Source organism: Paraburkholderia sp. CI2 (genome assembly GCF_014201055.1).
GTDB lineage: Bacteria > Pseudomonadota > Gammaproteobacteria > Burkholderiales > Burkholderiaceae > Paraburkholderia > Paraburkholderia tuberum.
The window spans coordinates 13,659-39,388 of record NZ_JACHDL010000033.1 but is presented as its reverse complement, the minus strand read 5'-3'; the positions used below and the strand labels follow the sequence as shown (position 1 = coordinate 39,388).

At 64.6% G+C, this 25,730-nt stretch carries 25 protein-coding genes and 1 pseudogene; 11 read left to right on the top strand and 15 right to left on the bottom strand.

What is annotated here, in order from left to right:
- Positions 1-109: 109 nt before the first annotated feature.
- Positions 110-712, bottom strand: coding sequence for a phospholipid-binding protein MlaC (locus HDG32_RS31860; RefSeq protein ID WP_184073454.1), 603 nt, complete (start codon positions 710-712; stop codon positions 110-112).
- A gap of 211 nt (positions 713-923) precedes the next feature.
- Here HDG32_RS31860 and HDG32_RS31855 point away from each other — a divergent pair, with 211 nt between their 5' ends.
- Both HDG32_RS31855 and HDG32_RS31850 read left to right on the top strand, forming a co-directional pair.
- Positions 924-3,539, top strand: a complete 2,616-nt coding sequence (locus HDG32_RS31855) for an MMPL family transporter (protein WP_184073452.1) — start codon at positions 924-926, stop codon at positions 3,537-3,539.
- A 2-nt stretch (positions 3,540-3,541) separates the two neighbouring features.
- Positions 3,542-4,471 carry a VacJ family lipoprotein gene (locus tag HDG32_RS31850; protein WP_184073451.1) on the top strand — a complete coding sequence of 310 codons (930 nt, stop codon included), beginning with the start codon at positions 3,542-3,544 and terminating at the stop codon, positions 4,469-4,471.
- A 127-nt stretch (positions 4,472-4,598) separates the two neighbouring features.
- Here HDG32_RS31850 and HDG32_RS31845 read toward each other — a convergent pair whose 3' ends face one another.
- Complete coding sequence (locus HDG32_RS31845; protein ID WP_090808106.1) at positions 4,599-5,084, bottom strand: acyl-CoA thioesterase; 486 nt, start codon at positions 5,082-5,084, stop codon at positions 4,599-4,601.
- 434 nt (positions 5,085-5,518) lie between these two features.
- Complete coding sequence (locus tag HDG32_RS31840; protein WP_184073449.1) at positions 5,519-5,659, bottom strand: hypothetical protein; 141 nt, start codon at positions 5,657-5,659, stop codon at positions 5,519-5,521.
- 81 nt (positions 5,660-5,740) lie between these two features.
- Here HDG32_RS31840 and HDG32_RS31835 point away from each other — a divergent pair, with 81 nt between their 5' ends.
- Positions 5,741-5,962, top strand: coding sequence for a hypothetical protein (locus tag HDG32_RS31835; protein WP_184073447.1), 222 nt, complete (start codon positions 5,741-5,743; stop codon positions 5,960-5,962).
- 55 nt (positions 5,963-6,017) lie between these two features.
- Here the strand turns inward: HDG32_RS31835 and HDG32_RS31830 are convergent, their stop codons facing one another.
- The 7 genes from HDG32_RS31830 to HDG32_RS31800 all read right to left on the bottom strand — a co-directional run bounded on the left by HDG32_RS31830 (position 6,018) and on the right by HDG32_RS31800 (position 13,143).
- Positions 6,018-6,776, bottom strand: coding sequence for a phosphorylase (locus HDG32_RS31830; RefSeq protein WP_184073445.1), 759 nt, complete (start codon positions 6,774-6,776; stop codon positions 6,018-6,020).
- 3 nt (positions 6,777-6,779) lie between these two features.
- Complete coding sequence (gene shc, locus HDG32_RS31825; RefSeq protein WP_184073443.1) at positions 6,780-8,858, bottom strand: squalene--hopene cyclase; 2,079 nt, start codon at positions 8,856-8,858, stop codon at positions 6,780-6,782.
- Positions 8,855-10,123 (bottom strand): hydroxysqualene dehydroxylase HpnE, encoded by a 1,269-nt coding sequence (gene hpnE, locus HDG32_RS31820; RefSeq protein WP_184073441.1) that lies wholly within the window; start codon positions 10,121-10,123, stop codon positions 8,855-8,857. The genes shc and hpnE overlap by 4 nt, the downstream gene beginning before the upstream one ends.
- A gap of 4 nt (positions 10,124-10,127) precedes the next feature.
- Positions 10,128-10,976 carry a presqualene diphosphate synthase HpnD gene (hpnD, locus tag HDG32_RS31815; protein WP_184073438.1) on the bottom strand — a complete coding sequence of 283 codons (849 nt, stop codon included), beginning with the start codon at positions 10,974-10,976 and terminating at the stop codon, positions 10,128-10,130.
- A gap of 238 nt (positions 10,977-11,214) precedes the next feature.
- Positions 11,215-12,165, bottom strand: coding sequence for a diguanylate cyclase (locus tag HDG32_RS31810; RefSeq protein ID WP_184073436.1), 951 nt, complete (start codon positions 12,163-12,165; stop codon positions 11,215-11,217).
- Complete coding sequence (locus tag HDG32_RS31805) at positions 12,162-12,785, bottom strand: chemotaxis protein CheC (RefSeq protein ID WP_184031036.1); 624 nt, start codon at positions 12,783-12,785, stop codon at positions 12,162-12,164. The genes HDG32_RS31810 and HDG32_RS31805 overlap by 4 nt, the downstream gene beginning before the upstream one ends.
- A complete protein-coding gene (locus HDG32_RS31800) occupies positions 12,778-13,143 on the bottom strand; it encodes a response regulator (protein WP_090808122.1) in 366 nt (121 codons plus the stop codon). The genes HDG32_RS31805 and HDG32_RS31800 overlap by 8 nt, the downstream gene beginning before the upstream one ends.
- 605 nt (positions 13,144-13,748) lie before the next feature.
- Between HDG32_RS31800 and HDG32_RS31795 the strand changes: the two genes are divergently transcribed.
- Together HDG32_RS31795 and HDG32_RS31790 are read left to right on the top strand one after the other, a co-directional pair.
- Positions 13,749-16,043 carry a hybrid sensor histidine kinase/response regulator gene (locus HDG32_RS31795; protein WP_184073434.1) on the top strand — a complete coding sequence of 765 codons (2,295 nt, stop codon included), beginning with the start codon at positions 13,749-13,751 and terminating at the stop codon, positions 16,041-16,043.
- A 206-nt stretch (positions 16,044-16,249) separates the two neighbouring features.
- Positions 16,250-17,419 (top strand): hypothetical protein, encoded by a 1,170-nt coding sequence (locus tag HDG32_RS31790; RefSeq protein WP_184073432.1) that lies wholly within the window; start codon positions 16,250-16,252, stop codon positions 17,417-17,419.
- Positions 17,420-17,523: 104 nt separating this feature from the next.
- Here the strand turns inward: HDG32_RS31790 and HDG32_RS31785 are convergent, their stop codons facing one another.
- A complete protein-coding gene (locus HDG32_RS31785; RefSeq protein WP_184031046.1) occupies positions 17,524-18,078 on the bottom strand; it encodes an NADPH-dependent FMN reductase in 555 nt (184 codons plus the stop codon).
- A gap of 290 nt (positions 18,079-18,368) precedes the next feature.
- Here HDG32_RS31785 and HDG32_RS31780 point away from each other — a divergent pair, with 290 nt between their 5' ends.
- On the top strand, positions 18,369-18,584 hold the full coding sequence (locus tag HDG32_RS31780; protein ID WP_026226445.1) for a hypothetical protein: 216 nt from the start codon (positions 18,369-18,371) through the stop codon (positions 18,582-18,584).
- A 153-nt stretch (positions 18,585-18,737) separates the two neighbouring features.
- Here the strand turns inward: HDG32_RS31780 and HDG32_RS36820 are convergent, their stop codons facing one another.
- Positions 18,738-18,872 carry a hypothetical protein gene (locus HDG32_RS36820; protein ID WP_018424013.1) on the bottom strand — a complete coding sequence of 45 codons (135 nt, stop codon included), beginning with the start codon at positions 18,870-18,872 and terminating at the stop codon, positions 18,738-18,740.
- Positions 18,873-19,337: 465 nt separating this feature from the next.
- Between HDG32_RS36820 and HDG32_RS31775 the strand changes: the two genes are divergently transcribed.
- Positions 19,338-19,946 (top strand): RNA polymerase factor sigma-70, encoded by a 609-nt coding sequence (locus HDG32_RS31775; RefSeq protein ID WP_184073430.1) that lies wholly within the window; start codon positions 19,338-19,340, stop codon positions 19,944-19,946.
- Positions 19,927-20,139 (top strand): zf-HC2 domain-containing protein, encoded by a 213-nt coding sequence (locus tag HDG32_RS31770; protein WP_184073428.1) that lies wholly within the window; start codon positions 19,927-19,929, stop codon positions 20,137-20,139. Before HDG32_RS31775 ends, HDG32_RS31770 begins: the two co-directional genes overlap by 20 nt.
- Positions 20,140-20,163: 24 nt before the next feature.
- Here HDG32_RS31770 and HDG32_RS31765 read toward each other — a convergent pair whose 3' ends face one another.
- Positions 20,164-20,454 (bottom strand): DUF1272 domain-containing protein, encoded by a 291-nt coding sequence (locus tag HDG32_RS31765; protein ID WP_184073426.1) that lies wholly within the window; start codon positions 20,452-20,454, stop codon positions 20,164-20,166.
- Positions 20,455-20,587: 133 nt separating this feature from the next.
- A pseudogene (locus tag HDG32_RS31760) lies at positions 20,588-21,590 on the bottom strand (GntP family permease).
- Between the two features lie 247 nt (positions 21,591-21,837).
- On the opposite strand from HDG32_RS31760, the gene HDG32_RS31755 reads away from it, so the two are divergent.
- Positions 21,838-22,821 (top strand): sulfonate ABC transporter substrate-binding protein, encoded by a 984-nt coding sequence (locus HDG32_RS31755; protein WP_184073424.1) that lies wholly within the window; start codon positions 21,838-21,840, stop codon positions 22,819-22,821.
- 54 nt (positions 22,822-22,875) lie between these two features.
- Here the strand turns inward: HDG32_RS31755 and arsC are convergent, their stop codons facing one another.
- A complete protein-coding gene (gene arsC / locus HDG32_RS31750) occupies positions 22,876-23,235 on the bottom strand; it encodes an arsenate reductase (glutaredoxin) (RefSeq protein WP_184073422.1) in 360 nt (119 codons plus the stop codon).
- 723 nt (positions 23,236-23,958) lie between these two features.
- Here arsC and parA point away from each other — a divergent pair.
- Together parA and HDG32_RS31740 are read left to right on the top strand one after the other, a co-directional pair.
- Complete coding sequence (gene parA / locus HDG32_RS31745) at positions 23,959-24,621, top strand: ParA family partition ATPase (protein ID WP_013092840.1); 663 nt, start codon at positions 23,959-23,961, stop codon at positions 24,619-24,621.
- A gap of 24 nt (positions 24,622-24,645) precedes the next feature.
- A complete protein-coding gene (locus HDG32_RS31740) occupies positions 24,646-25,701 on the top strand; it encodes a ParB/RepB/Spo0J family partition protein (protein WP_184073420.1) in 1,056 nt (351 codons plus the stop codon).
- Positions 25,702-25,730 lie beyond the last annotated feature (29 nt).

Below are 25,730 nucleotides of genomic sequence, written 5' to 3'. Positions count from 1 at the left end.
CTCTATTGCGCCTGATCGTTAGCGCAAGCAGCTCGAAAAAAAGCGCGGTGGCCAATCAAGGCCACCGCGCTTTTCTTTTACCGATTGAAACTTCTGTCGACCGACCCGCTTACGCGCCGCGCGCATTATGCGCGGTCAGGAATTTGATCAGCCCGTCGATGCCGCCTTTGGCGATCTGGTCGGCGAACTGCGTCTGATACACCTGGATCAGCCACGCGCCCATCATGTTGATGTCGTAGATCTTCCAGCCCGACGGCCCCTTGGTGAGCCGGTAGTCGATCGAGTCATCGCCGCCGTTGCTGATCACGTGCGATTGCACGACGATGTCGGTCGCGCCGCCTTGCACGCTGACCGGCGCAAACTGGAACTTCACGTCCTGGTCGCGCAGTTGCGACAGCGATGCGGCATAGGTACGCGTGAGCAGCAGCGTAAACTGCTCGTACAGTTGCTTCTGCTGCTCCGGCGTCGCGGTCGCCCACGGCTTGCCTACCGCGATACGTGTGGTGCGCTGAAAGTCGGTGGCGGGCAGGAAGTGCGTCTGGACGACCTCGGTGATCTTCGCCATGTCGCCGCCGCGCGCCTGCGGGTCAGCCTTCATTGCAGTCACCGTGCCCTGGACTGCACTTTTTACCACCGCGTCGGGTGCGCTCTGCGCAAACGCCGCCGTGGATACCACGGCCGCAGCCACAAAAGCAGTCAGATATCGTTTCATACGCTTGTCATGACTCGAAAGAAGTAGCGCCGACGGGCCGCAGCCCCGCGGCTAAAGAGAGGTACACCAGTATAGCGGGGATTACGTTCCCATCCGGACGAAGCCGTCAGGAGCCGTACTTGCTACCGAAGTCGGGCTTGCTTGCCCGGGCTCTGTATACTTATGCACCTTCGTCAAAAACAACACCCGTGATAAGGCCACGTCCGCCTACATGCTGAAGTCATCTATCGTCCGTCTCGTCGCGTATTCGGTGCGTCATCCGCTGAGGATCATCGCGCTGTCGATCGTGCTCGCTGTCCTGAGCGGCATATACGTCGCGCATAACTTCAAGATCAACACGGACATCAGCCGTCTCATCGAGACCGACAAGCAATGGGCGGCAGTCCAGAACGCGCTCGACGCCGCCTTCCCCGACCGTGGCGACACCGTGCTGGTGGTGGTCGAGGCGCGCGCGCCCGAATTCGCCGACGCCGCCGCCAACGCGCTGACCGCCGCGCTCAGAGCCGATCCGAAGGAGTTCACGTCGGTCTCGCAGCCCGCCGGCGGCCCCTTCTTCGAACACAACGGCCTGCTGTTTCTGTCCACCGACGAGGTGATGTCCACCACCTCGCAACTCGTGCAGTCGCGCCCGCTCGTCAATCAACTTGCGCATGATCCGAGCCTGACCGGTCTCGCCGGCACGCTGACTACGACCCTGCTGCTGCCGCTGCAACTCGGCCAGGTCAAACTCCCTGACATGAGCCGGCTGCTTGCGCAAAGCGCGAACACGCTCGATCGCGTGCTGGCCGGCCAGCCCGCCGCGTTCTCGTGGCGCGCTCTCGTCGATAAAAGCACCGCCACCGATCCGGCGCGTTCGTTTGTCGTCGTGCATCCGGTCGTCAACTACGACGCGCTGGAGCCGGGCGCGAGCGCGTCGAGGGCGATTCGCGCAACCGCGGTCTCGCTGCATCTCCAGGAGCGCTACGGTGCGACGATCCGCCTGACCGGCGAGCAGCCACTCGCCGACGAGGAGTTCGCGTCAGTGCAGGACGGTGCGGTGCTGAACGGCATCGGCACTTTCATCGTCGTCCTGATCATTCTGTGGCTCGCGCTGCGCTCGGGCCGCATGATCGCGGCCGTGTTCATCACGCTGTTCGTCGGCCTCGCGATTACGGCCGCGCTCGGCCTGTTGATGGTCGGCGCGCTCAACATGATTTCGGTCGCGTTCATGGTGCTGTTCGTCGGGCTCGGCGTCGATTTCGGCGTGCAGTTCGGCGTCAAGTATCGCGAGGAGCGCAACCGCGACGACCGGCTGTCGGCCGCGCTGATGCACACTGCGCACAGCATCGGCGTGCCGCTCACGCTCGCGGCCGTGGCAGTCGCGCTGAGCTTCTTCTCGTTCCTGCCGACCGCTTATCGCGGCGTGTCGGAGCTTGGCCAGATCGCGGGCGTCGGCATGTTCGTCGCGTACTTCACCAACATGACCTTGCTGCCAGCGCTGCTGAAGCTCTTCAATCCGCCGGGCGAAGTCGCCTCGCCCGGTTTCAAGCAGCTCGAGCCCGTCGACGACTTCCTCGACCGCCATCGCAAGCCGGTGTTGATCGGCACGCTGCTCGTCGTGATCGGCGCGACACCGCTGCTCACGCACCTGCGTTTCGACTTCAATCCCCTGCATCTGAAGGACCCGCACACCGAGTCGATGGCAACGTTGCTGTCGCTGAAGGATTCGCCCGAAGCCGCGGTGAACAACGTGCAGGCGCTGGCGCCGTCGCTTGCCGACGCCAACGCGATGGCCGAGCGACTGCGCAAGCTGCCGGAAGTGGGCCGCGTGAACACGTTGAGCACCTTCGTGCCGGCCGACCAGCAGCAGAAGATGATGCTGATCGCGAGCGCCGCGCAACAGCTGCTGCCGGCGCTGCAACAGCAGCCCGCGCCGCAAGCCACCGACGAGTTGCGCGTCGCCGCATTGAAGCGCGCGGCGAATCAGTTGTCGCTCGCGGCCGAGGACCATCCGGGCCCGGGCGCGGCGGACGCGCAGCACCTGTCCGCGACCTTGCAAAAGCTCGCCGCCGCCGACGCCGCCACGCGCGACCGAGCCGAAGTCGCGATGTCCGACACGCTGCGCATCGCCTTGAAGCAGCTTGAGAACCTTCTGCAGCCGACCGAAATAACCCAGCAGACCCTGCCGCCAGGCATCACCGCGATGTGGATCGGCAAGGGCGGTCATGCGCTCGTCGATATCGCGCCGAAGGTGCCGCCCGGCGTCGATCCAAACGACGACCAGATGCTCGCGCGCTTCGCGCACGCGGTGAAGAGGGCGGAGCCGGGCGCGATCGGCGGACCGATCTCGATCCTGCATTCGGCCGACACGATCATCAAGGCGTTCCTGCAGGCGGCCGTCTATGCGCTGCTGTCGATCGCCGTGCTGCTGTGGATCGCGCTGCGCCGTGTCGGCGACGTGCTGCGCACGCTGGTGCCGCTGCTGGTGTCCGCGATCGTCACGCTCGAACTGTGCGTGGTATTCGGCATGCCGCTGAACTTCGCGAACATCATCGCGCTGCCGCTGATGCTCGGCGTCGGCGTCGCGTTCAAGATCTACTTCGTGATGGCGTGGCGCCACGGCCAGACCGGCCTGTTGCAGTCGAGCCTCACGCATGCGGTGCTGTTCAGCGCCGCCACAACAGCCACCGCGTTTGGTAGCCTGTGGCTGTCGCACCATCCGGGCACGTCCAGCATGGGGAGGCTGCTCGTGCTTTCGCTGTTCTGCACGCTGATCGGAGCGGTGGTTTTCCAGCCGGTGCTGATGGGCAAGCCGCGTCAACGTCGCGGGAAGCAAAAAGGAATATAAGCATGAAGCTGCGTAACACCGCGCTGGCGCTCACCGCCGCGGGTCTCATTTCTGGCTGCGCGACCGCTCCGGATCGCAAGCCGGGCGATCCGTTCGAGCCGGTGAACCGGGTGATCTTCAATTTCAATGACGGAGTCGATCGCTATATCGCGGTGCCGGTCGCGAAGGGCTACCAGAAAGTGACGCCGCAGCCGCTGCGCACCGCCGTCAGCAATTTCTTCTCGAACCTCGGCGACCTCACCAACGCCGCAAACGCGCTGCTGCAACTGAAGATCACCGATGCGACCGAAGACATCATGCGCTTCGCGTTCAACTCGGTGTTTGGTATTGGCGGCCTGCTCGACTGGGCGACGCCGGCCGGCCTGCCCAAGCATCATCAGGACTTCGGTCTGACGCTCGGGCATTGGGGCATTCCGTCGGGTCCGTATCTGGTGCTGCCGCTGTTCGGGCCGAGCACGGTGCGCGACAGCATGGGGCTCGTCGTCGATGTGAAGTTCAATCCGCTGAACTATATCGAACCCGCGACCCGCAATCCGCTGTACGTGCTGCAGTTCGTGAGCACACGTTCGGATCTGCTCGGCGCGACCAGCCTTCTGGAGCAGGCTGCGCTCGACAAGTACTCGTTCGTTCGTGATGCCTTTTTGCAGCAGCGCCTCGCGCGGCTGCGCGGCACGAGCAATAACCCTCTGCCGCTGCCGAACTACGACGATCACGGCGATACGGGCCCGGCTGCTGCCCCAGCGGCAGGCGCGCCGGCGGGCGGCCTGCCGAATTACTCCGATCCGGGTGAGTCCTCGCCGGCGCCCAATGGGGCTTCCGGTGGAGCGACCAACGCGCCCAGCGGGGATCTGCCGAACTACACCGATCCGGGTGACAGTGGCGCGGGCGCTACGCCAGCCGTGCCTGCTGAACCGGCGTCGGCCCCGCAATAGCGCTCCAGGGGATCTGGGCAAGTCGATCCAGCGCTCCAAGGCACAGCGGGCGCCCTCGATGGGTGCCCCGCGTGGAAGTACAGCCAAACGTCGCCCGACCAAGCCCGCGGGCATCGCTGCAACCCGCTCAGTGCAGGCTCTCGACCTCGCTGCGCGCCGCGCCCCGATCTTCCTCGACCGCCGCGACTGGTGCCGTTTGCGGCACTGGCTTGGAGTTCGCGCGATAGTGAGCGAACTGCTCGTCCGCATAACGGATACGCGTGCGGCCATGTGGCACCGGATCGCCGTTTTCGTCGAGATTGACGAATACCATTTTCTCGACCGTCAGAATGCTCTTGCGTGTGATCTTGTTGCGCACTTCGCAGCGCAGCGTGATCGACGTGCGTCCGAAATGCGTGGCGGTCATGCCCAGTTCGATGATGTCGCCCTGGCGTGCCGAACTGACGAAGTTAATCTCTGACATGAACTTCGTCACGACGCGCTGATTGTCCAGCTGAGAGATCGCGTAGATCGCGGCTTCTTCGTCGATCCAGCGTAGCAGGCTGCCGCCGAACAATGTCCCGTTGGGATTCAGGTCTTCGGGCTTGACCCATTTTCTCGTGTGGAAATTCATTTGGTACTCCGTGTCTGAGGCTCCCGGGCGGGCGCGTCATGCGCCGGAACCTAAGGGTTAACACTAGCATTGTACCAAAAGTAGGGGTTTTCCCTAGTATTTCAAAATTGCATAATTAACCGTGCTGATAGTCTTGGGGGCCCACGATGGACCACCGCTAGTGGTCAACCGCTTCGGGCGATGGCTAGGGGCAGCACGTCCATCACTGTCCCGGCAATTTTTAAGAAGTCGCTGATTGGTTCAAGCTCTGTCGGTACCTAAAGTTGGCATCCCCCGACTACGGCGTAGCAGACAATTTATGAATTCGGTTACTTGTGGCAACTTTGGAAGTGCATTTGCAGCAAACCTGGTCCTAGTGCAACGGTTGCCGAGTTGATTGGAGCAACAACGACACTCGAGGCGCTATCCGTCGCCGGCGCGCTAAGTGCGGCGTTCTACGTCGGTGCATGCATCGGTTCGCTGATCGTCGCGACCAAGGCTGCGATAACGTGCGGCACCAGCAGCGCGGCGGTCACTGCGCGAATTGCAGCGGGCCGCCTCGGATTGGTCGTTCCAGAGTCGATGCTGGCATTCATCCATCGCCATCCGGAAGTGCTGACAAACAGGCCAGCGCGCCGGCACTACGCCTGTCTGGCGCTCCATCGAGCGGAATTGGTATGAATTGGATCGTCGATAAAGTGGCGCTTCTGCTCGCCGCTATCGCCTGTGCGGCGATCGCATGGGCGCTGATTCGCTACAGCGGCCAGTGGTTTCCGCTGCTACTGTTCATACTGGCGTTTGCGGGGCTTTACGCAGATAACCAGCGGCTGCGCAACCGCCTAAGGGACCTGGGCGAAGACTCGAGTCGCCGCTCCAGGGGTGAGTCACGCACACGCTAGCGACTTGCTGCCGGCCCCAGACGCAGTCGGGATGGCTAACCGCCATCCCCGTCGCTCAACTGCTGACGCCCGCGATCCGCAGCGCGCCGCCCTTCCCCAAAGCCTCCCGCGCCTCGACCAGCGTAGTCCGCGCGGCGCGCGCATCACCGGCGAGTCGCAGCAGCGCGCCGAGTTGCGACGGCTGCCGCAGCAATTCGCGCAGAATCGGCCCGAGGGTGGTGCTGCCGTCGTCGCGCAAACCAGCGGTCGCGGCCGGCGGCAGCGTGCGCCAGGCCGGATCGACGATCGCGCGACACACGGCGAACGGCAGACCGTGAGCGGCAGCGGTCGCGCCAGCGATGTGCGATTCCATATCCACCGCGAGCGCGCCGGTCGATTCGTGCAGCGCGCGTTTCTCTTCGGCGGTGATCAGCGGCGCGGCGACTGCCGCCATCGCGCCACGGCGCAGACGTCCCGCGAGCCCTTCGGCCGTCCTGACGTTGGTCACGGCGGCGGCAATCCGCTCCGCCCATTGCCGATCCGTGTCGATACGCCCGAACGGCCCATGCACGGCATCCGCGACGATCAGCGCCCCCGGCTGCAGATCCGGCGCGAGCCCACCCGCCGTGCCGAAACTGACGATCCCCGCCGCGCCGCGAGCGACCGCCGCGTTCAGCGCGCGCTCGAGCAGATCGGCGCGCGCCGCGTACACGACTTCGACGCGCACGCTGCCGTCGCCGCGTGCGATGCGCGCCTCGAACGCCATGCCCGTCACGACGATCACCGGCAAGCTGCTATCGCCCGTCCCCACGGACGGCGTCATCGACACGGACATCCGTCACATCCCGACCGTGACGCGCGTGAGCCCATTGCGCTTCAGATGACGGAAGCGCGCGAGCGCCCACAGCGGGAAGAACTTGCGATAGCCGTGGTAGCGTAGATAAAACACGCGCGGAAAGCCGGTCGCGGTAAACCGGGTTTCGTCCCACAGCCCATGCTCGCGCTGCTCACGCTGCAGATAGTCGATACCGCGCGCCACCGCCTCGTGATCGACCTCCCCCGCCGCCATCAGCCCGAGCAGCGCCCAGGCTGTCTGCGACGCGGTGCTCGGCGCACGCTCGTAGCCGCGATAGTCGAGCTTGTAGCTCTCGCCGCCCTCGCCCCAACCGCCGTCGTCGTTCTGGATCGACACGAGCCATTGCACCGCGCGCCGCATGCGCGGGTCGTCGTGTGGCATGCCGGCCGCGTTCAGCGAGCACAGCGCGGTCCATGTGCCGTAGATGTAGTTCAGGCCCCAGCGGCCGTACCAGCTGCCGTCCGACTCCTGCTCCTGGAGCATGTAGTCGAACGCGCGCCGCGCCGGCTCGCTGCTTTGCGGCAGCTCGCCGATCTGCGCGAACATCGACAGACAGCGGCCCGACACGTCCGCGGTCGGCGGATCGAGCAGCGCGCCGTGGTCCGAGAACGGAATGTTGTTCAGGTAGTACTGCGTGTTTTCCGGTTCGAACGCGCCCCAGCCGCCGTCGCTGCTTTGCATGCCGACCACCCATTCGCGCGCGCGGGCAATTGCTTCGCGATCGACATCGGATTGCGTGAGCGCCGCCGAGCGGTGCATCGCCATCGCGACCACCGCGGTATCGTCGACATCCGGGAAATGCGCGTTGTTGTACTGGAACGCCCAGCCGCCCGGCCGCACCTTGGGGCGGCGCGAAATCCAGTCGCCGCGCACGTCGAGAATCTGCAGCGGACGCAGCCACGCGAGCCCGCGTTCGGCCGCCTGTTCGGCGCGCGCTTCGCCGGTTTCGAGCAAAGCGTGCGCGGCGAGCGACGTATCCCACACCGGCGACAGACACGGCTGGCAATAGGCTTCGTCGTCCTTGATGACGAGCAGCTTGTCGAGAGAATTGCGAGCGATCGCGCGATGCGGATGATCGGCCGGATAGCCGAGACCGTCGTACATCATCACCGAGTTGGCCATCGCCGGGAAAATCGCGCCGAGGCCGTCCTCGCCGTTCAGCCGTTCGTCCACGAACGCGACCGCCGCGCGGATCGCGCGCTCGCGGGTCGCCTTCGGCAACAGGCCATCGACCGCGCGCAGCACCGAATCGACACAACGGAACAGGCCGAACCAGCCCGCGTGCTGATGCGGTGCGCGCTCGTTCATGCCGGTGTTCACCGGCGCGCCGCGGAACAGCTCGTCGATGCGCACCTTGCGCGGATTACGCGCTAGCGGCCGCTTCGCGTTGAGCACCAGCAGCGGCACGATCACCGTGCGCGCCCAGTACGACACCTTCGACAGATGGAACGGGAACCACACCGGCAGCAGCATGATCTCGACCGGCATCATCGGCACCGCGCGCCACGACACCACGCCAAAGAGGGCGAGCAGGATTCGCGTGAACACGTTCACGTGTTCCGCGCCGCCGTGCGCGAGGATCGCGTCGCGCGCGCGCACCATGTGCTCGGCATCGACCGGGTCGCCGATCATCTTCAGCGCGAAGTACGCCTTCACGCTCGCGCTGATGTCGAGCGCGCCGTCGGTGAAGAGCGGCCAGCCGCCGTTCGGCAACTGGATGCGGCGCAGATAACGGGCGATCTTCTGTTCGAGTTCGAGGTTCGGCGTTTCGCCGAGATAGTGGACCAGCAACACGTATTCGGCCGGAATCGTCGCGTCGGCTTCGAGTTCGTAGACCCAATGGCCGTCCGGCTGCTGCGCGGCCAGGATCGCATCGGTCGCGCGCGTGATCGATGCGTCGAGCGCGTTCCCGCCCTGCACGGGCGCCGGCGTTGCGGTTGCCAATGCGTCCGCCACGGCGGGCGCGTTGGCAACCACGGCAGCTTCGGCCAGGTCCGGCGCCGCATCGGCGGCTTCGGGCAGCGCCGCGTCGAGCGGCTGGGTGTGAGATAAGTCGTTCATCTGCGTTCCATCGGTTGATTCAGCAGCGTATCCGCGGCCTTCCGGCCGGAGCGGATCGCGCCTTCGAGCATCGCGGGCAGGCCGGTGGCCGTCCAGTCGCCCGCGAGCAGCAAATTGTTCCAGCGAGTGCGCGTGCCCGCCCGCAATGTCTCCTGCGCGGGCAGCGCGGCAAACGTCGCGCGCGATTCCATCACCACCTGCCAGCGCGGCAGCGGCGCGACCGGCAGATTGACCGCCTGCGCGACCTCGGCCCAGACGGTCGCTGCCAGCACGTCATGCGGCGTGTCGACGAGCCGCTCGGCGCCGTTGAGCGTCACCGACAGGCGCTCGTCGAACGCAAACAGCCATTCGGCCGTTCCGTTCAGCAGCGCGGTGATCTGCGGCAGGCCGAACGGCGGCTCGACCGCGAAATGCACGTTGAGCACGGCCGCGAAACGCGTCGGCGCGCGCAGGCCCGGCACGAGAGCCACCGCGGCTTCGGGCGGCAGCGCGAGAATCACCGCCTCGTTCGCGCCGAGCGCGATGCTCTCATCGTCGAAATGCAGCGCCTGCACACGGGCCGGGTCGGCCGCGAACGTGATGTCGCGCAGACGCGAACCGAGCCGGATGGTCGCGCCGCCATGTTGCAGCAGACGCAGCGCCGGATCGACGAACGCGCTGCCAAGACCATTACGCGCGACCAGCGGCCGGCACGCGAGCCCGCCCGCGAACAGCGTTTCGCGCACGAGCGCGCCGGTCAGTTCGGCCGAGGCGTCGCGCGGCTCCAGATTCAGCAGCACATGCAGCAGCGGCCGCAGCAACCGTTCCCACAGCGGACCGTGACAGCGCATCGTCTGCGCGACGCTGCGGCCCGGTTTCGCAAACAGCAGCGGCACGAGCGACAGGTAATCGGTCGGGCCCGTGTTCGGCACGCGCGCGTGCGCATCGAAAATCCACCACGGCAAACTCCCCGGCGACAGACGCACGCTCCAGCGCGAACGCGTGGCCAGATCGACGAACGGATACTCGGGCTGCGCGGGGCCGACCAGTTCGTCGGCGGCGCCGATCGCGCGCACGTAGTTGAGCGTCGCGGCATTGGCCGACAACACGATGTGATTGCCGCTGTCGAGCGTCGCACCAAGCTTCGCGTCGTAGTACGAACGGCAGCGGCCGCCCGCGTGATCCTGCGCTTCGTGCAGCACGACCCGCGCGCCGCGCCGCTGCAGTTGCACGGCGGCGGCGAGCCCGGCCACGCCCGCGCCGACCACGTGGACGAGCTTCGACATCAGCTCAGAAAAGCGCGTAACGCGCGACGATCCACAGCAGGCGCAGCTTCGGCTTGCGGACCTTCGTGCGCGGAACGTCGAAGCCGCGCTCCAGCGCGCGCTCGAGCAGCACGCGATAGACGCCCGACATGATGCGCGGCGCGCGCACCTGAGCGCGCGGCTCGCGATCCATGATCGCGTCGGACTCGGCGAAGTGCTGCTTCGCGCGCTCGGCGAGCGTCGCGCAGACGCGCGGCAGCGTCGGATCGTCAGCGATCTGCCGCGGGTCCGTGGCCGCGATGCCTTCGCGCGCGAGCAGCTCGCGCGGTAGATAGCAGCGGTTGATGACGGCGTCTTCGTCGATATCGCGCAGGATGTTGGTGAGCTGCAGCGCGCGGCCGAGATGGTGCGCGAGCAGCCGGCCCGGCTCGTCACGCATCCCGAATATCCTCACCGACAGACGGCCGGCCGCGCTCGCGACGCGGTCGCAATAGAGGTCGAGCGTGGCGTCGTCGGGCGCGCAGATGTCGGCGGCGGCATCCATCGCCATGCCGTCGATCATTGCGTGAAAATCCTCGCGTTGCAGATGAAACGTGTGAATGTGCCGCGTCAGCGCGCGCAGCGACGCGCGCGGCTGGCCGGCGTAGCAAGCGTCGAGGTCGGCGCGCCATTGCTCCAGCCCTGCCGCGCGCTCGGCGCGCGGCAGGTCGCTGTCGGCGATGTCGTCGACGGCGCGGCAGAAGGCGTAGACCTGGTACATCGCATCGCGCTGCGCCGCCGGCAAGATGCGCATCGCAAGATAAAACGAGCTGCCGGACGTGGCGGCAGCGGCGTCGATTTCAGTATCGTCCACGACAAGATTGGAAACAGCCAAGACGATCTCCGCTGGAGGCGCCCGCTGAAAGGCGTTCAAAGAGGTTTTTATGCCGACCCGCAGGGCAGTGGGCCCGCGCGCGCGGACACGCGCGAAACATCCGGCTGGGCGGCCGGAAACGGCGAAAAGTATAGCAATCTTTGCCGGTGACCGCAGTTTCGCCGGTCAATAGGGGGACGGGAAGGAGGGCCGCCGGGGGCGGCGCGGCGGCCTCGACCGCGCCGCGCCCGCTAGCGAATCAGGCTCCCGCGAGCCGGAACGCGACCGCGCAGTTGCGGCCCTGACGCTTTGCGCTATAGAGCGCCGCGTCGGCCTCGTTGATCAGCACGTCGTAGGCGGGCACCCCGGCGCGCGCCGTCGCGCCGCCGAGGCTCGCCGTGACCGGCACGCTGGTGCCGATCAGCTCCACCGGCGTTTCCTCGATCACGCGACGGATCTTCTCCGCCACCAGCATCGCGTCGTCGAGCGGCGTGCACGGCAGCAGCAGCGCGAACTCTTCGCCGCCGAAGCGCCCGAACGTGTCCTGCGCGCGCACCACGCCGGCGACGCGCTGCGCCATCACACGCAGCACCGTATCGCCGACGCCATGACCGAACTGGTCGTTGATCTTCTTGAAGTGATCGAGGTCGAACAGCAACATCGACATCTCGCCGCCGTAGCGCTGCCAGCGCGTGAACTCGTCGCGCAGCCGCGTTTCGAAAAAGCGCCGGTTCGCGATGCCGGTCAGTCCGTCGCGATTCGCGTACTCCTGCAGCTTCGCAACTGCCTCCTCGCGTTCGCGCTGCACGATGCTCACATGCGTCACGTCGGAGATCGTCACGCACACGGCCACCACTTCACGACCGCGCATCAGCGGCATGAACGTGCAGTCCTGCTGCATGAAGTCGACCCCACCGGTGATCGGCCGGTCGTGATCGAACTTGAACAGATACGGGCGCTGCTCCCACGAGCTGAACGCAAAGCTGCCGAGCTGAAACACGCTCTCGATCTTGCGCGACAGCCACACGCGCGGCAGCTCCGGAAAGTTCTGATAGATCGAGCGGCCGACCACCTGCTCCGCCGACAGGCCGCTATGGTCCTGCATGAAGCGATTCCACATCAGCACGTTCAGTTCACGGTCGAGCACGAAGATGCCAAAACCGACCCGCTCGACCACGAGGTCGCTCAACGATTCCACGGAGACGTTCATATACTGGACAGCAGCGCATCGAGCGCTTCGTTCATGTGACGGATTGATTCTTCGGCCATCAGCATCACCAGATGCGCGCGAAAACTCTGATGTTCGAGCGCGAAATTCACTTCGACGAGCAGCGCCACCTGCCATTGCAGCACGCCGGGCTGGAACACTTCGTCGAGCGTCAGCGTGTCGCCGAGCATGCCCGGCGCGGAAAACACCGGCGTGCGGCCGAGCTGGTCGAGTATCGACGACACGCACGCGCCGGACAGCAGGTTCGCGACGTCGAGCATCAGTTCGCGCTCGCCGACCTCCTCGTAGCTCGAACGCGCGTACGGGTCGCGGACGAGCGAACACAGCTGCGCGATGCTGTCGCTGCGACAGATCACCAGCACCTCGCCCTTGATGTCCGAGCGAAAGCCCTGGCGCACCGCGCTGACCGTGTCGTCGATATGGGTCATCTCGCGCAGCGTGCGCGCCGCGTCGCTCACCGCGACCATCCGCACGCGCGGCACCGACAGTTCGATGAACGAATCGAGCAGGCCCGCGAGCCGCGTCGCGGCCCGGCCCATCGCGAGATTGGCGATTTCCTGTAGCGCGTCGCGCTGGTCTTCGGTGAAGGCGGGCTCAGACATACAAGCCGTACTCCTTGAGGATGGGCAGGACCGCCTCCGGCGTCACCGGCTTGGCGATGAACGCGATCGCGCCGAGCTCGCGCACGCGCTGCTGGGCGAGCGGCTGCACGTCGGCGGAAACGACGATCACGAAGGTGTTGAGGTCCTCGTGCTGCAACGCTTCGAGGACCTGGTAGCCGGTCATGTCCGGCATCGTCAGGTCGAGGAACATCACCGATGCCTTGCCCTCGCGATACAGCGTGAGCGCCTCGTGCCCGTTCGTCGCGTAGGACACGTCGACTGCCCAGTCGGGCGGCAGTGCCTTCGTGAGCAACTTGCGGGCGAGCAGCGAATCGTCGGCGATCACAATGGGGAGCATGGCAACGGCGGGTCGGGCGGTTTGGGCGGGTCGGATAAAGGAATCGGCTGGTTCATCTGCGCGCTTTCCGCGCCTGGTTGTGTGCGTATTTCGTTCGTCACGACAGCGGAGGGTGGCACACCTTCGCGTGATGCCGACCGATGCGCGACCAGGTACAGTGGCGCCTGTCGAATTGCAATTGCCTTTGGCGAGAGGGGGTGCGAATGCAGCAGGACGCGTTTGGCGAACCTTGACGATCCGGCGCACAGAGGGGGCAACGGCCCTTTTATCGTGGCGAGGATTGTCGAAGTAAAGTCGCGCAAAAGCAACTCGCCAGAATCGCTGACGGTAACGATCTGTTTCTCTGCTAGGCGAATTTTAGAAATGGATCTATCGTCGGGGCGGACATTTTTTTATCTTTATCCTTTTGTGTACGTTTGCGCTTCCCGATTCGTCGCTGTTTTAAAGCCGCTCTTAAAGAACGGCCGGCACGGCGGACGCCCATCCCCCGCGCTTTGCGGCAAATTTTTCCGTGCTGCGTCTATGCTTGTTCTGAAGGCGGCATGGTGCCGGCAACGGCCCGATACGGGGCTGCCACATCCGAACGACTTTTCGCGTCAACGACAATGACATCAGACCGGGTCGACTCCGCGCGCGCGGGCCGTCTTTCGCGTCGTCCTGCCCGCGAGCAGGACGACGCGTCGTTTCCCACCGTGCCGGAACAGAATTTCCAGGTGCGTCGCATCACGCTGATCGCGCTGCTGGTCGCGGCGATCGTGCTGCCGTTCGTCTACGTCGCGGCGATGGCATTCGCCGATCTGCGCTCGCGCGAGGCCGACGCGACCGATCTGGCGCTGCGCACGGTGCGGGTCGCCGAAGAACACGCGTTGAAGGTGTTCGACATGAACGAGACGCTGAACTCGCGCATCGTCGATCTGACCGACGGCCTCGACGACGACGGCATTCGCGCGCGCGAACACACGATTCACGACAAGTTGCGCACGATGGGCGGCGGCTATCCGCAGGTAGCCTCGATGTCGATCTTCGGCCAGCAGGGCGCGCTGCTCGTGAGCAGTCGCCTGTATCCGTCGCCGGAAAATTCGATCGGCCAGCGCGACGATTTCGTCGGCATCCGCGACGGCAACGCGCTCGAACGCGTGTCGAAAGTGATGACGGGACATGTGAGCGGCGAGCAGGTGTTCAACATGGGCGTCGAGCGCCAGGCGCCCAATGGCTCGTTCGCGGGCGTCGTGTCGATCGCGCTGCGGCCCAGCTATTTCGACGCGTTCTATCGCGAGTTGCTCGGCAGCAGCGACGCTACGCCGATCATCATGAGCCTCGTGCGCACCGACGGCGCGGTGCTCGCGCATTACCCGCGCGGCCCACGCGAGCCGACCGCGCTCGCGTCCGATTCGCCGTTCGCCGAAGCGGTCAGGCAGGGGCAGCGCTCCGGCGTCGTGCGGATGCGCTCGAGCTTCGCCGGCGGCAACCTGATCGTCGCCTTCCGGCACGTCGGCTCGTATCCGGTCTACGTGCTGTGCGGCTATCGCACGTCGGCGATCTGGGCCGCCTGGTACAAGCACCTGAGCGTGCTGGTCCTGTCGATGTTCACGCCGTCGATCGCGCTGTGGTGCGTGATCTGGCTGTCGCTGCGCCGCCTCGGCGCCGAAGAGGAAGCGTGGCAGCGTTGGCAGGCCGAGGCATCGATGCGCCGCTCGATCGAATCCGCGTACCGCCAGTCGCGCAAGATGGAAGCACTCGGCACGCTGGTCGGCAGCGTCGCGCACGACTTCAACAACCTGCTGATGATCCTGTCGGCCAACGTGCAGATCGTGCGACGGCGCGGCGTCGGCGGACTGGAGCGCGAACTGTCGGCGATGGAGCGCGCGCTGAAGAGCGGCCAGTCGCTGACGCGGCAGCTGCTCGGCGTCGCGCGCAAGCAGCCGCTGCGCACCGAGACGCTGTCGCTCGAACGCTGGCTGCCGTCGTGCCGCGAACTGCTGCGCGCGTCGCTCGGCGCGAAGGTGTCGCTCGTGATCGATAGCGGCGTCGATACCTGGCCGGTGCGCGTCGACGTCGCCGAGCTCGAGCTCGCGCTGATCAACATCGCCGTCAATGCGCGCGATGCGATGACCAACGGCGGGCGCTTCACGGTGCGCGCGAGCAATGTCGTGTTCCGTCACGAGGACGGCTTTCCGCTGACCGGCGAGTTCGTGCAACTGTCGCTCGAGGACACCGGCGCCGGTATGGCGCCCGACGTGCTCGCGCGCGCGTTCGAGCCGCTTTTCACGACCAAGCCCAAAGGCATGGGCACGGGACTCGGGTTGCCGCACGTCTTCGCGTTCTGCGAGGGCTCGGGCGGGCTCGCGGCAATCGACAGCGCGATCGGCGCGGGCACCTCGGTGCGGCTCTATCTGCCGCGCGCGTCGACCGAGCCGCACACGGCCGGGCCTGCAGAAGCGCTAGCGACCGAAAGCGGCGTGCCACAGGGTCTGCGCGTGCTGCTCGTCGAGGACGACGAAGAAGTCGCCGCCGGCACCGAGGCGCTGCTGCAGATGATGGGTCATCAGGTCACCTGCGTGTTCAACGCCGACACGGGGCTGCGTGTACTCGACGACGCACGCGCGAAGCGCGCGAGCACCGGCGAGCCGCTGCCGTTCGACCTGGTGCTGTCGGACATCCACATGCCCGGCAAGATGAACGGCATCGATCTGGCCGAAGCGGTGCTCAGGTTCGACCCACAGCTGCCGGTCATCCTCGTCACCGGCTACGCGGAAGAGCTCGACCGCGCGCGGCACGCGAACGTGCGCGTGCTGTCCAAGCCGTTCGATATCGGACTGCTGGAGCAACTGCTCGAAACGATCCAGCACGACGCCGTGCAAACGAGCAACGATGCCGCCACGCATCCGGCCGATACCTGATGTCCACGCCGTGCCGGCGTCATTTACCGGGCCTTGTAAAAAGCGCGGCGTTTACACGCCGCGCTTTTTTGCATCGCGAGCCCGCGTCATACGTAGCACGCCGGGCAGCGCGGCGGTGCGGGGCATGAAGGTTGCTTGCCTTCAGACGGCAAGGGGACGACGCCGCGAGCGTCGCCCGTTCCAGCAGAACATGTCGGGAGACAACCATGCAACATACCGTGATTGGTTTATTCGACACTTACATGCAGGCCGAAACCGCCCGCGACACGCTCGTGCAAACCGGCTTTGCGCGCGAGAAGATCGAGTTGCAGGCGAACGCCGAACCTTCGGTGGGCTCGGCCACCAGCGAAGTCGCCAACGCGGGCGTGCTCGCGAATATCGAGCGCTTTCTCGCCAGCCTGTTCTCGACCGGGCCGCGCTCATCGGACACCGCGCGTTATGCCGAGGCGATGCGGCGCGGCGCGGTGCTCGTGTGCGTCCACGCGGCAAGCGAGTCGCATGCGGAGCTGGCGCGCAATACGCTCGTGCGGCTAGGCGCGACGGATATCGGCGACCGCCCGCCCGAGGCGGACACGCCGGCCGCCACCGACCGCGACCACTCGATACTCGATGAGCTGGGCATCGGCGCGGTGATGCCGGGAACGCCGCGCACGTCGAGCGTAACGACCGAGGCGGTTGCGACGCCCGGGATGCGCGACACCACTGCGACACCGGGGGCGGCGGGCGTGAGTTCGAGCAGCGGCGCAGCGGGTGCGGCGGCCATGACCGAATCGACCGGAATCGCCGGCGCGACGGGCGCCACTTCGGCGACCGGTACGACCGCACCCGACACCATGCCCCCTCCCGCCACCCCGCGCCCTGATCCGCTGACCGCCATGCCGCCGGCGGACATCGGCGCCGCCGCCAAGCCGTTCGCGCCGCCGCCGATCAGCGAACGGCCGATGAGCGATCCGGTCAACGAACCCATCGTCGATCCGCTCGCCGGCGATGCGGGACGCAGCGCGATCGCGGCCGGCTCGGTAGCAGGTTCGGGCGCGGTGATGCAGCCGTCCGACATCGTCCCCGAAGGCGGGCAGCCGGGTACCGGTCCCGGCGCGCAGATGCCGAACGAATATCTGGAGTACGAAGAAGATTTCCGCGCGCACTACGACGAGCAGTACGCCGCCGCGAACGCGCGCTATGAAGACTATGTGCCGGCCTATCGCTACGGCGCGGAGATCGCTCGCGACGCGCGATTCCGCAATCGTCCGTGGGATGAGATCGAGCCCGAAGCACGCCGCCATTGGGAAACCACGTCGCCGGACAGCACGTGGGAGCGCTTCAAGCTCGCGGTGCGTCACGGCTGGGAGCGGGTGACCGGCCATCACCACGCGTAGGCGATGCGCCTGGCGACACGAGCGCGGCCGCCTTACGCGGCGCGCGCTGTGTTCGCGTTGCTTCGGCGGATGGTCAGGACGCGGTCAGCGGCGCTGAGGCTCGGCTACACCGCCCCGTGCCGCTTGATCCACGTGACGTAGCGGTCCATGAACGTCTGCAGGAACTTGCGCGTGCCGTCGTTGACGATCTCGCCTTTTTCGTTGATCACCGCTGGATCGTGCTTGATGAACACCTCGGGCTGCCCCATCGCCGCGACATCGAGATAGGCGAGCACGTTGCGCAGATGCTGCTGAGCGAGCGCGCTACCGGTCGCACCGACCGAGGTGCCGATCACCGCGCCGGGCTTGTTGGCCCACGAGTTGGTGCCCCACGGCCGCGAGCCCCAGTCGAGCGCGTTTTTCAGCACGCCCGGTATCGAGCGGTTGTATTCGGGCGTCACGAACAGCAGACCGTCCGCGGCTTGCACGCGCTCCTTGAGCTTCTTGCCGGCTTCGGGATAGTCGGCGTCGTAGTCCTGGGAGTACAGCGGCAACGAGCCGATATCGATGTATTCGAAGGTGAAATCGGCTGGAGCGAGGGAAATCACCGCCTGAGCCAGCTGACGATTGAACGAATCCCGCCGCAGGCTGCCGACGACCACTGCAATGTGATAGGCCATGTTCGCTTCCTCAGGTAAGGCGCTCGACGCGCAGAGAGTACGAACTGTCCATCATAGGCAAAAGCCGCGCGAAACGCCCAGGCCCTGGCGGATTTGGCCAGGTCATAGCGGATCGGGAAGGATTCTTGCGACACCTGTCGGTGGATAACCTCGCGGCTCGAAAAGTTATCCACAGATTCGCTGAATAACCTTGTGGATAAGTGGAACTTTTGCCTTGCCAATCAAGCATGCCTTCGGGCCAGGGCGATCTGAGGCAAATGGACACTATCGACATTCTGGAGGACCGGATCATGAGTCTCGACTACGCAGGAAAATCCCACGACGAAGCGGTCGCCGCGCGCAAGAAAGCGCGGCAGCGCGCGCAGGAGCCGGCGGGCGGCGAGATGGCCGTCGACGGCGTCGAAGCCGATGCCACGCATAGCTGCGGCGAGTTGTCGGAACGAGGCAAACAGGTGTGGCGCACGGGCGCCGGACTCGATGGCGGAGGGAAGGCGCCGAGCCGCTAGGACTCGCGGGTTGTCCGTCGGCCGTGGCTAGAAGGGGCCACTTGACGCCGCCGTATCCCCATGCAGGCCGAATGCTGAATACTGGAATACGAAAGGGCGCCGTTGCCGGCGCCCTTTTCTCATGCTTCCTTGCTGCGTATTTCGACGTGCCGATCAGTTGCCAAAAAATACGTTGCAGTACGACGCCGGGCCGTTGCAGGTCGAAGCCGGAGCGTCGGCGTGAGCGACACCCGAAGCCGCTGCGAACAGCGCGGCCGAAGCGATCAGGGCGGAGAAAATGCGTTTCATGGTGTGCGTCCTCGTTTGTGTGTGGGTTGCGCGATCTAATGCGATCGATGGCGTGAAGAATAGCGAGCGGGCCCGCGTCCACAAACAGCGAAGATGAGAAGAGATTATTTTATAAATTGAAATAATCGCTATTCTGCGATTGCGTTGAATTGGCGGTCGACCGCGACGCGTTGATCGGCCAGTGTGGCGATCCAACAGCCTTGTCGCGCGCAGACTCGAAATATCATTTCTTGCAACAATTAATTTCCGTTGTCATAAGCGGCCGCGCCGCGCGACGAAGCTCCTCGGGCATCGATTGCCGAGGGGCATATGTTCAATACCGATTCGCTAGGGCAGGAACGTGAGGGAGAATGGCGCACGCATCCGCAAACCGTGCGAGGACGACCATCTGCTCATGAATCACGACGTTTCAGGACGACACGCGCAGCGCAGCGCGCGGCCGACAGCGCAGCGACGGAGCATGCCGTGACGCAGCCAGGCGCTCCCTCGCTGGACGATCCCATTTATCTCGCGCAATTGCGGCGTGACCTCGTGCGCTTCGCCCGTCTGCAATTGCGCGACGCCGCGGCCGCCGAGGACGCCGTGCAGGAAGCGCTGACCGCCGCGTGGACTCAGGCCACGCGTTTCGCCGCGCAGTCGGAGCACAAGACCTGGGTGTTCGGCATCCTGCGCCATAAGCTCGTCGACACGCTGCGCGCGCGCCAGCGCACGGTCAATCTGTCGGCGCTCGAAGCCGAACTCGACGGCGAGGCGCTGCTTGATCGCGAGCTCTTCAAGGACAACGGCCACTGGTCGCGCGAGACCAAACCGCGTCCGTGGCCGACACCCGAAACTGCATTGCGCCGGCAGCAATTCTGGACGCTGTTCGAGATGTGCCTCGAACATTTGCCCGAGCACATTGGACGCGTGTTCATGATGCGGGAGTTTCTCGACCTCGACATCGCGGCGATCTGCGCGGAACTGCAGATCAACGCGAATCATTGCAGCGTGCTGATCTATCGCGCGCGGCTGCGGCTGCGCACGTGCCTGAGCGAAAAAGGCCTATCCAGCGAGGATGCGAATGGGGAAATGTAAGGACATCACGCGGCTGCTATCCGATGCGCTCGACCGCTCCCTGTCGACTGGCGAATGGCTCGCGATCCGCCTGCATCTGCCGACCTGCAGCGGGTGCCGGAACTATCGCAAACAGATCCGCCTGCTGCGGGTCGCCGCGCATGTGGCGAGCGGAGTGGCGAACGTGGATGGAAAGGTGAGCGGCGACGAGTGATTTGCCGCTTTGCCACACCGTAGTTCAGCGCTCGCCGATCGGCACGTCGCGATAGCGTTCGAAAAAGCGAGCATGCGATGCTTCATCGATGCCGACAGGATGCGCATCGGCACGCGCCGGATGTTTGGCGAGTTGCGCGCGGGTGCGAATCGGCCGATGCGCGAAATTGCCGCCGCAATTCGGACACACGTTGCGCAGCCTCGTCAGCGTGCAGACCTCGCAGAACGTGCATTCGTAGGTGCAGATCATTGCGTCGGGCGCGTTCGGCGGAAGTGACTTGCCGCAGCCTTCGCAGGTTGGTCGCAATTCGAGCATGGCGGTGGCTCCTGTTGTTGATGACGCGAGGCGCGGCTTGCTGCCTGGCGTCGCGTGAGGTTCTGCGCGCGTGTTCCGCTGTGCGCGCGTCAACCCGCTGCCCAAATGGGTGAGGCTGTTGCGCGCGCCGTGCTCACGTCAACACGCTCCACAGCACGAGCGTCAACGCGAGACCGACGACCGATACGATCGTCTGCAAGACCGACCACACCAGCACAGTCTGCTTAAGCTGGAGTCCGAAATATTCGCGGACCATCCAGAAGCCGGCGTCGTTCACATGGCAGAAGAACACCGAGCCGGCGCCGATCGCGAGCGCCATCAGCGAATTGTGCGTCGCCCCGAGCCGGTGGCCTGACGCAGCGCGACGGCGATCAACCAGGCGAGCAAGATCAGCGGCATATGCGCCCCGACCGCGATCTTGCCGATCGTCGTGCTGATGCCAGCGACGACGAGCGCCTGTTTCAGGCCGCCGCCCGCGCCGATCGTCAGCAACAGCGCGGCGATCGGCGGCAGGCTTTTGCGCAGAATGCCGCCGACGCGCTCGCGCGCCATGCCGCGCGACCAGCCGAGCGCGACACCGCGAACAGCACGGTGAGGCCCAGCGCGATCAGCGGACCCGGATGCGGCGGCAGCAGCGCATGCAGCGTCGCCATACCGGCGAGCGCGGGAATCGCGATGCGCAGAATCGGCTGCTGCGCGCGACGCGCCATGACGAAGATGATCGGCACCATCATCACGAGGCCGACTTCGAAGAACAGCGGCAGGCCGATGAGCAGCGCGACGACGGCCATCATCCACGGCAGCGTGCGCGGGGTCGAGTGCGCGAGGATCGTCGACACGAGCCGGTCGGCGGCGCCCGATTCGGCCATCAACGCACCGAGCATCGCGCCCAGCGCAATGATGATGCCGACGTCGCCGAGCAACGCGCCGGCGCCTTTGCTGAACGCGCTCGCGACTGCTTCGAGCGGCAGGCCGGCCGTGAAGCCCGCCGCGAAGGTGCCGACCAGGATCGACAGGAACGGCGCGAGCTTCAGCACGCTGATGAAGATGATGATCAGTGCTAGTCCAAGCGCGCACGACAGGATCAGTTGGGTGTCGTGGGCGGCCCACGGTGTCAGTGTTGTCGTTACAGGCACGGCGGCTTTTTTCCTCTCTTCGTTTGCAGTCGATCGATGCAGCCGCGAGCTGGTGGTCGCGGGCGCTTGTTTTGCCGGTCGATTCTAGCGGGAGGGGATAGGTTGGGCTTTGGGCAATGCTTCGCTACTGCCGCATGATTTGCTTATGCGAATTTATCGGTTCGTCCAGGCCCGCAGACGAATTATCGTCGGAGCCAATCGGACCATCTTTTGGCGTCCGTTAAATTCTTTTTCGACGAGTATTCTCATGTCCCGTGATCCGCTGCTGACGCGCCGTACGTTACTGGCCGGCGTAGGCGCAACGCTGGCCGCCGCCGCGTTGCCGGTCTTCTCCGCCGCCGCATTTGCCGCCGACGTACATGCAAAAGAACTTCGCATCGGATATCAGAAAGCCGCAAGCACCCTGGTATTGCTGAAGGCGCACGGCACGCTCGAAAAGCGGCTCGCGCCACTTGGCATCACGGTCAAATGGACCGAGTTTCCGGCCGGGCCGCAATTGCTGGAAGGGCTGAACGTCGGCGCGATCGATTTCGGCTATGTGGGCGAAGCGCCGCCCGTGTTCGCGCAGGCCGCGGGTGCCAATTTCGTCTACACGGCGTATGAAATTCCAACGCCGCACGCCGAAGGCATCCTCGTGCATCCGGACGCGCCAATCAAAACCTTGGCCGATCTGAAGGGAAAGAAGATTGCGCTGAACAAGGGCTCGGATGTGCACTGGTTTCTCGTCGCCGCGTTGCAGAAGAACGGCGTGAAGTTCAGCGAGATCCAACCCGTGTATCTGCCGCCCGCCGATGCACGTGCGGCCTTCGAGCGCGGTGCGGTCGATGCGTGGGCGATCTGGGATCCGTTCCTCGAAGCCGCCAGGCGGCAAACGAACGCGCGGCTGCTCGCCGATGCCGAGGGTTTCGTGAGTCACCACCAGTTCTTTCTCAGCGCGCGGCCCTTCGCGCAACAGAACGGCGACGTCCTTGCGATCGTGCTCGATGAAGTCGGCAAGGAAGGGGAGTGGGTGCGCGGCCATTACAGCGAGGCCGCCGCCCAACTCGCGCCGATTCAAGGGCTCGACGCGAGCGTGATCGAATCAGGCTTGCGGCATTACGCGCATATCTACAAGCCCGTCGACGCGAACGTGCTTGCAGAACAACAGCGCATCGCGGATACGTTCACCGAACTGCATCTGATTCCGACGAAGATCGTGACCAAGGATGCCGCGCTGTCCGGCAAAGCCTAGCGCAGCAGTTTGAGTCCGCATTGCCCACATCGTTTTACTTCGACGGTCGCGCGATCAGGCGAAAAGCGCGGCGACATTTTCCGGCGGGCGGCCGATGACAGCCCGTCCGTTTCTGACGACGATCGGTCGTTGCAACAGAATCGGATGCTTCGCCAATGCGTCATAGAGCTGGGCGTCCGTCAGCGACGTGTCGGCAAGATTGAGCTCTTTATATTCGACCTCGGTGTCGCGGATCATTTCGCGGACGGGACAGCCGAGTTGAGCATTGAGCTTCTCAAGCTCTGCGACGGTGAGTGGTTTCTTCAGATATTCGACGATTTCCGTCGCTTCGTTTGCGGAGTTGTAGGTGTTCGCGACGAGTTCGCAGGTGGTGCGAGATTTGGAGCAGCGCGGGTTGTGGTAGATGGTGATCATGGGCTGGATTCGGGGCTTAAGCCTTTGAAGGCTGTGACGGTTAGAAGGGTTCGGGAATTTTAACGGGTGACCTGATGACGTGACGCGGGACAACTGCGCGGCATCCGCGTTGTTTGAACCATCGGCGAGGTGGGTCGGTTTATGCGCATAAACCGACGCTGCCTTCGAGGCGAGTGGGAACAGTAACGCTGGCACCCTCAGTTCTAGTCGCACCTGAGATTTGCTCGCGCAGGCGCGATTCAAACGACAACCTATATCCCCCGCTGATGAGGCGCCGGATGCACGTTTGCCCCTTGCCGCCATGTCTGGGGAGAATCGGCGTCGGACGAATTCATGACGAATGGTCCCTCCGGGCCAATTGGCACGCGAACTTTATGCGCATAAAGTCTGGCACCTCTCACCTCTTTGGTCGCTCAGATGCGTGCGCTCCTTTTCTCTGCACATCAGCCCGAGAATCGCGAACAGTCACCGACGACTGTGCACGCAGTGCGCGAGCACTCGTTACTTCCCCTTTGCCGCCGCCGGACAGCGATCAGCAACGCTTAAGCCCCAGTCCACGCTTGCTCTGATATCCCGCAAAACCCCAGGCACACGTCCGATGCCCCTTTATGCGCATAAACCCTTTGCCGAATGGCCAATTTCCGAACTGCGCTTACGCAAATCATTTGAAATCGCAATTCAACCAGGTAAAATCCATTTGCGTCTAAAAAGAGGAGGTGAAATTTGGCGGCAGAAATCATCGCGGTAACACAGCAGAAAGGCGGGGTCGGGAAGAGCACCATCGCGATGCATCTCGGCGCTGCATTTCACGAGAAAGGCAAACGCGTTCTCGTCGTCGACGCGGATGGCCAAAACACTCTGATTCACTGGGCCAGTGCTGCCTCCGACGGCGACATCGGTATTCCATTCGCCGTCGTCAACCTGTCCGAAGCAGGCAGCCAGATCCATCGCGAGATCAAGAAGTTCGTGGCTGATTACGACATCATCGTCGTCGACTGCCCGCCCTCCATCACCGAAAAAGTCTCGGGCGTCGTTCTGCTCGCGGCGAGCGTCGCGGTAATCCCAACTTCCTCGTCCCCTGCCGATTACTGGTCGAGCATCGGCCTCGTCAAGCTGGTCCAGCAAGCGCAGGTCATGAACGAAGACCTGCGAGCCGTGTTCCTGCTCAACAAGACTGAAGAGAAACGGATGCTGACGCGCGAACTGAAGCGCGCGCTCGAAGAACTCGGCTTCCCTCTCCTCAAGACCCAGATTCCCACGCGCGAAGCCTACAAGCAGGCAATGGCGTTAGGGCAAACGGTGCTTCAGATGAACGACCGCGGCGCGAAGCTCGCCGCGCTCGAAGTACGGGCGTGCGCCAACGAGATCGCCGCCTTGCTCCCATGAATTTATGCGCATAAAGGACCCTGAATGAAACCGTCCCAGTTCGCCAAAGGCTTTCAAGCACGTCCTGACACGACCAGCAGCGAAAAGCGCACCGCGCTCGACCGGCTGAATGCGATCGACGGCCTGGTCGGAAACGAGGCGAAAACTCCCGTGATCGCCGGGCGGCCGATTCCGGCCGTCTTGCCGTCGCGTCTGCAGGACGCGGAGATTCCTGATCCGGACAACGAATCGGCGGCCTACCGCGCCTGGAGGCTCGAACACGGCTATCGTCCCGGCCAGATCATCGAACTGGCGCTCAAGACAATCAAGCCGAGCCCGTTCAATCCACGGTACTTCTATGTGAAGTCGTCGATTGCGGAGCTTGCCGTCAATCTGGCGAAGCAGGGGCAGCAGCAGGCGATTCACGTCATTCCCGACTATGACAACCCTGGCACCTACTTCGTCAGCGACGGCGGCAGACGGGTGCGTGCGCTGAAAGAAGCGAACAAGGAGTCGGTGAAAGCGCTCGTCATCGATCTGCCGATCGGCATCCAGAGCTACAAGCTCGGTTACGACCTCAACGTGCAGCGCGACTCGCAGACGGTGTTCGACAACGCGGTCGTGTGGCGACGCTTTCTCGACGAGCGACATTTCCAGAGCCAGAAGGAACTGGCCGAACATCTCGGCCTCGACGAATCGACGGTCGCAGTCGCGCTGTCCATCGCCAAACTCCCGGAAACCGTGATGCAGGAGATGGTCGCGCGCCCTGACCGCTTCGGCTCGAACATGGCGTATCAGGTGGGCCGCTACCACACGGCTCGCGGCGCGGAGGCGACACTGCGACTGATCAACCGGATCCTTTCCGACGATCTGAGCACACGCCAGGTCGCCGACATCGTCAAAGGCCGAGCGACCTCGCAGGAAAGCGTCAAACCGGCGGGCCGGCAGCGCTACGCGCAACGTCTGGAAATCAAGCTTGGTGGTGTGTCGGTCGGCGATCTGAAGTCGTATGGGGACGACCGGCTCGAGTTGCGCCTGAAAGGCCTCACGCGTGAAAAGCGCGACGACATCCTGCGGCAGATCGAGAAGATGCTGAAGTAAAACGTGAGGGCGGTGCGCATGCACCGCCG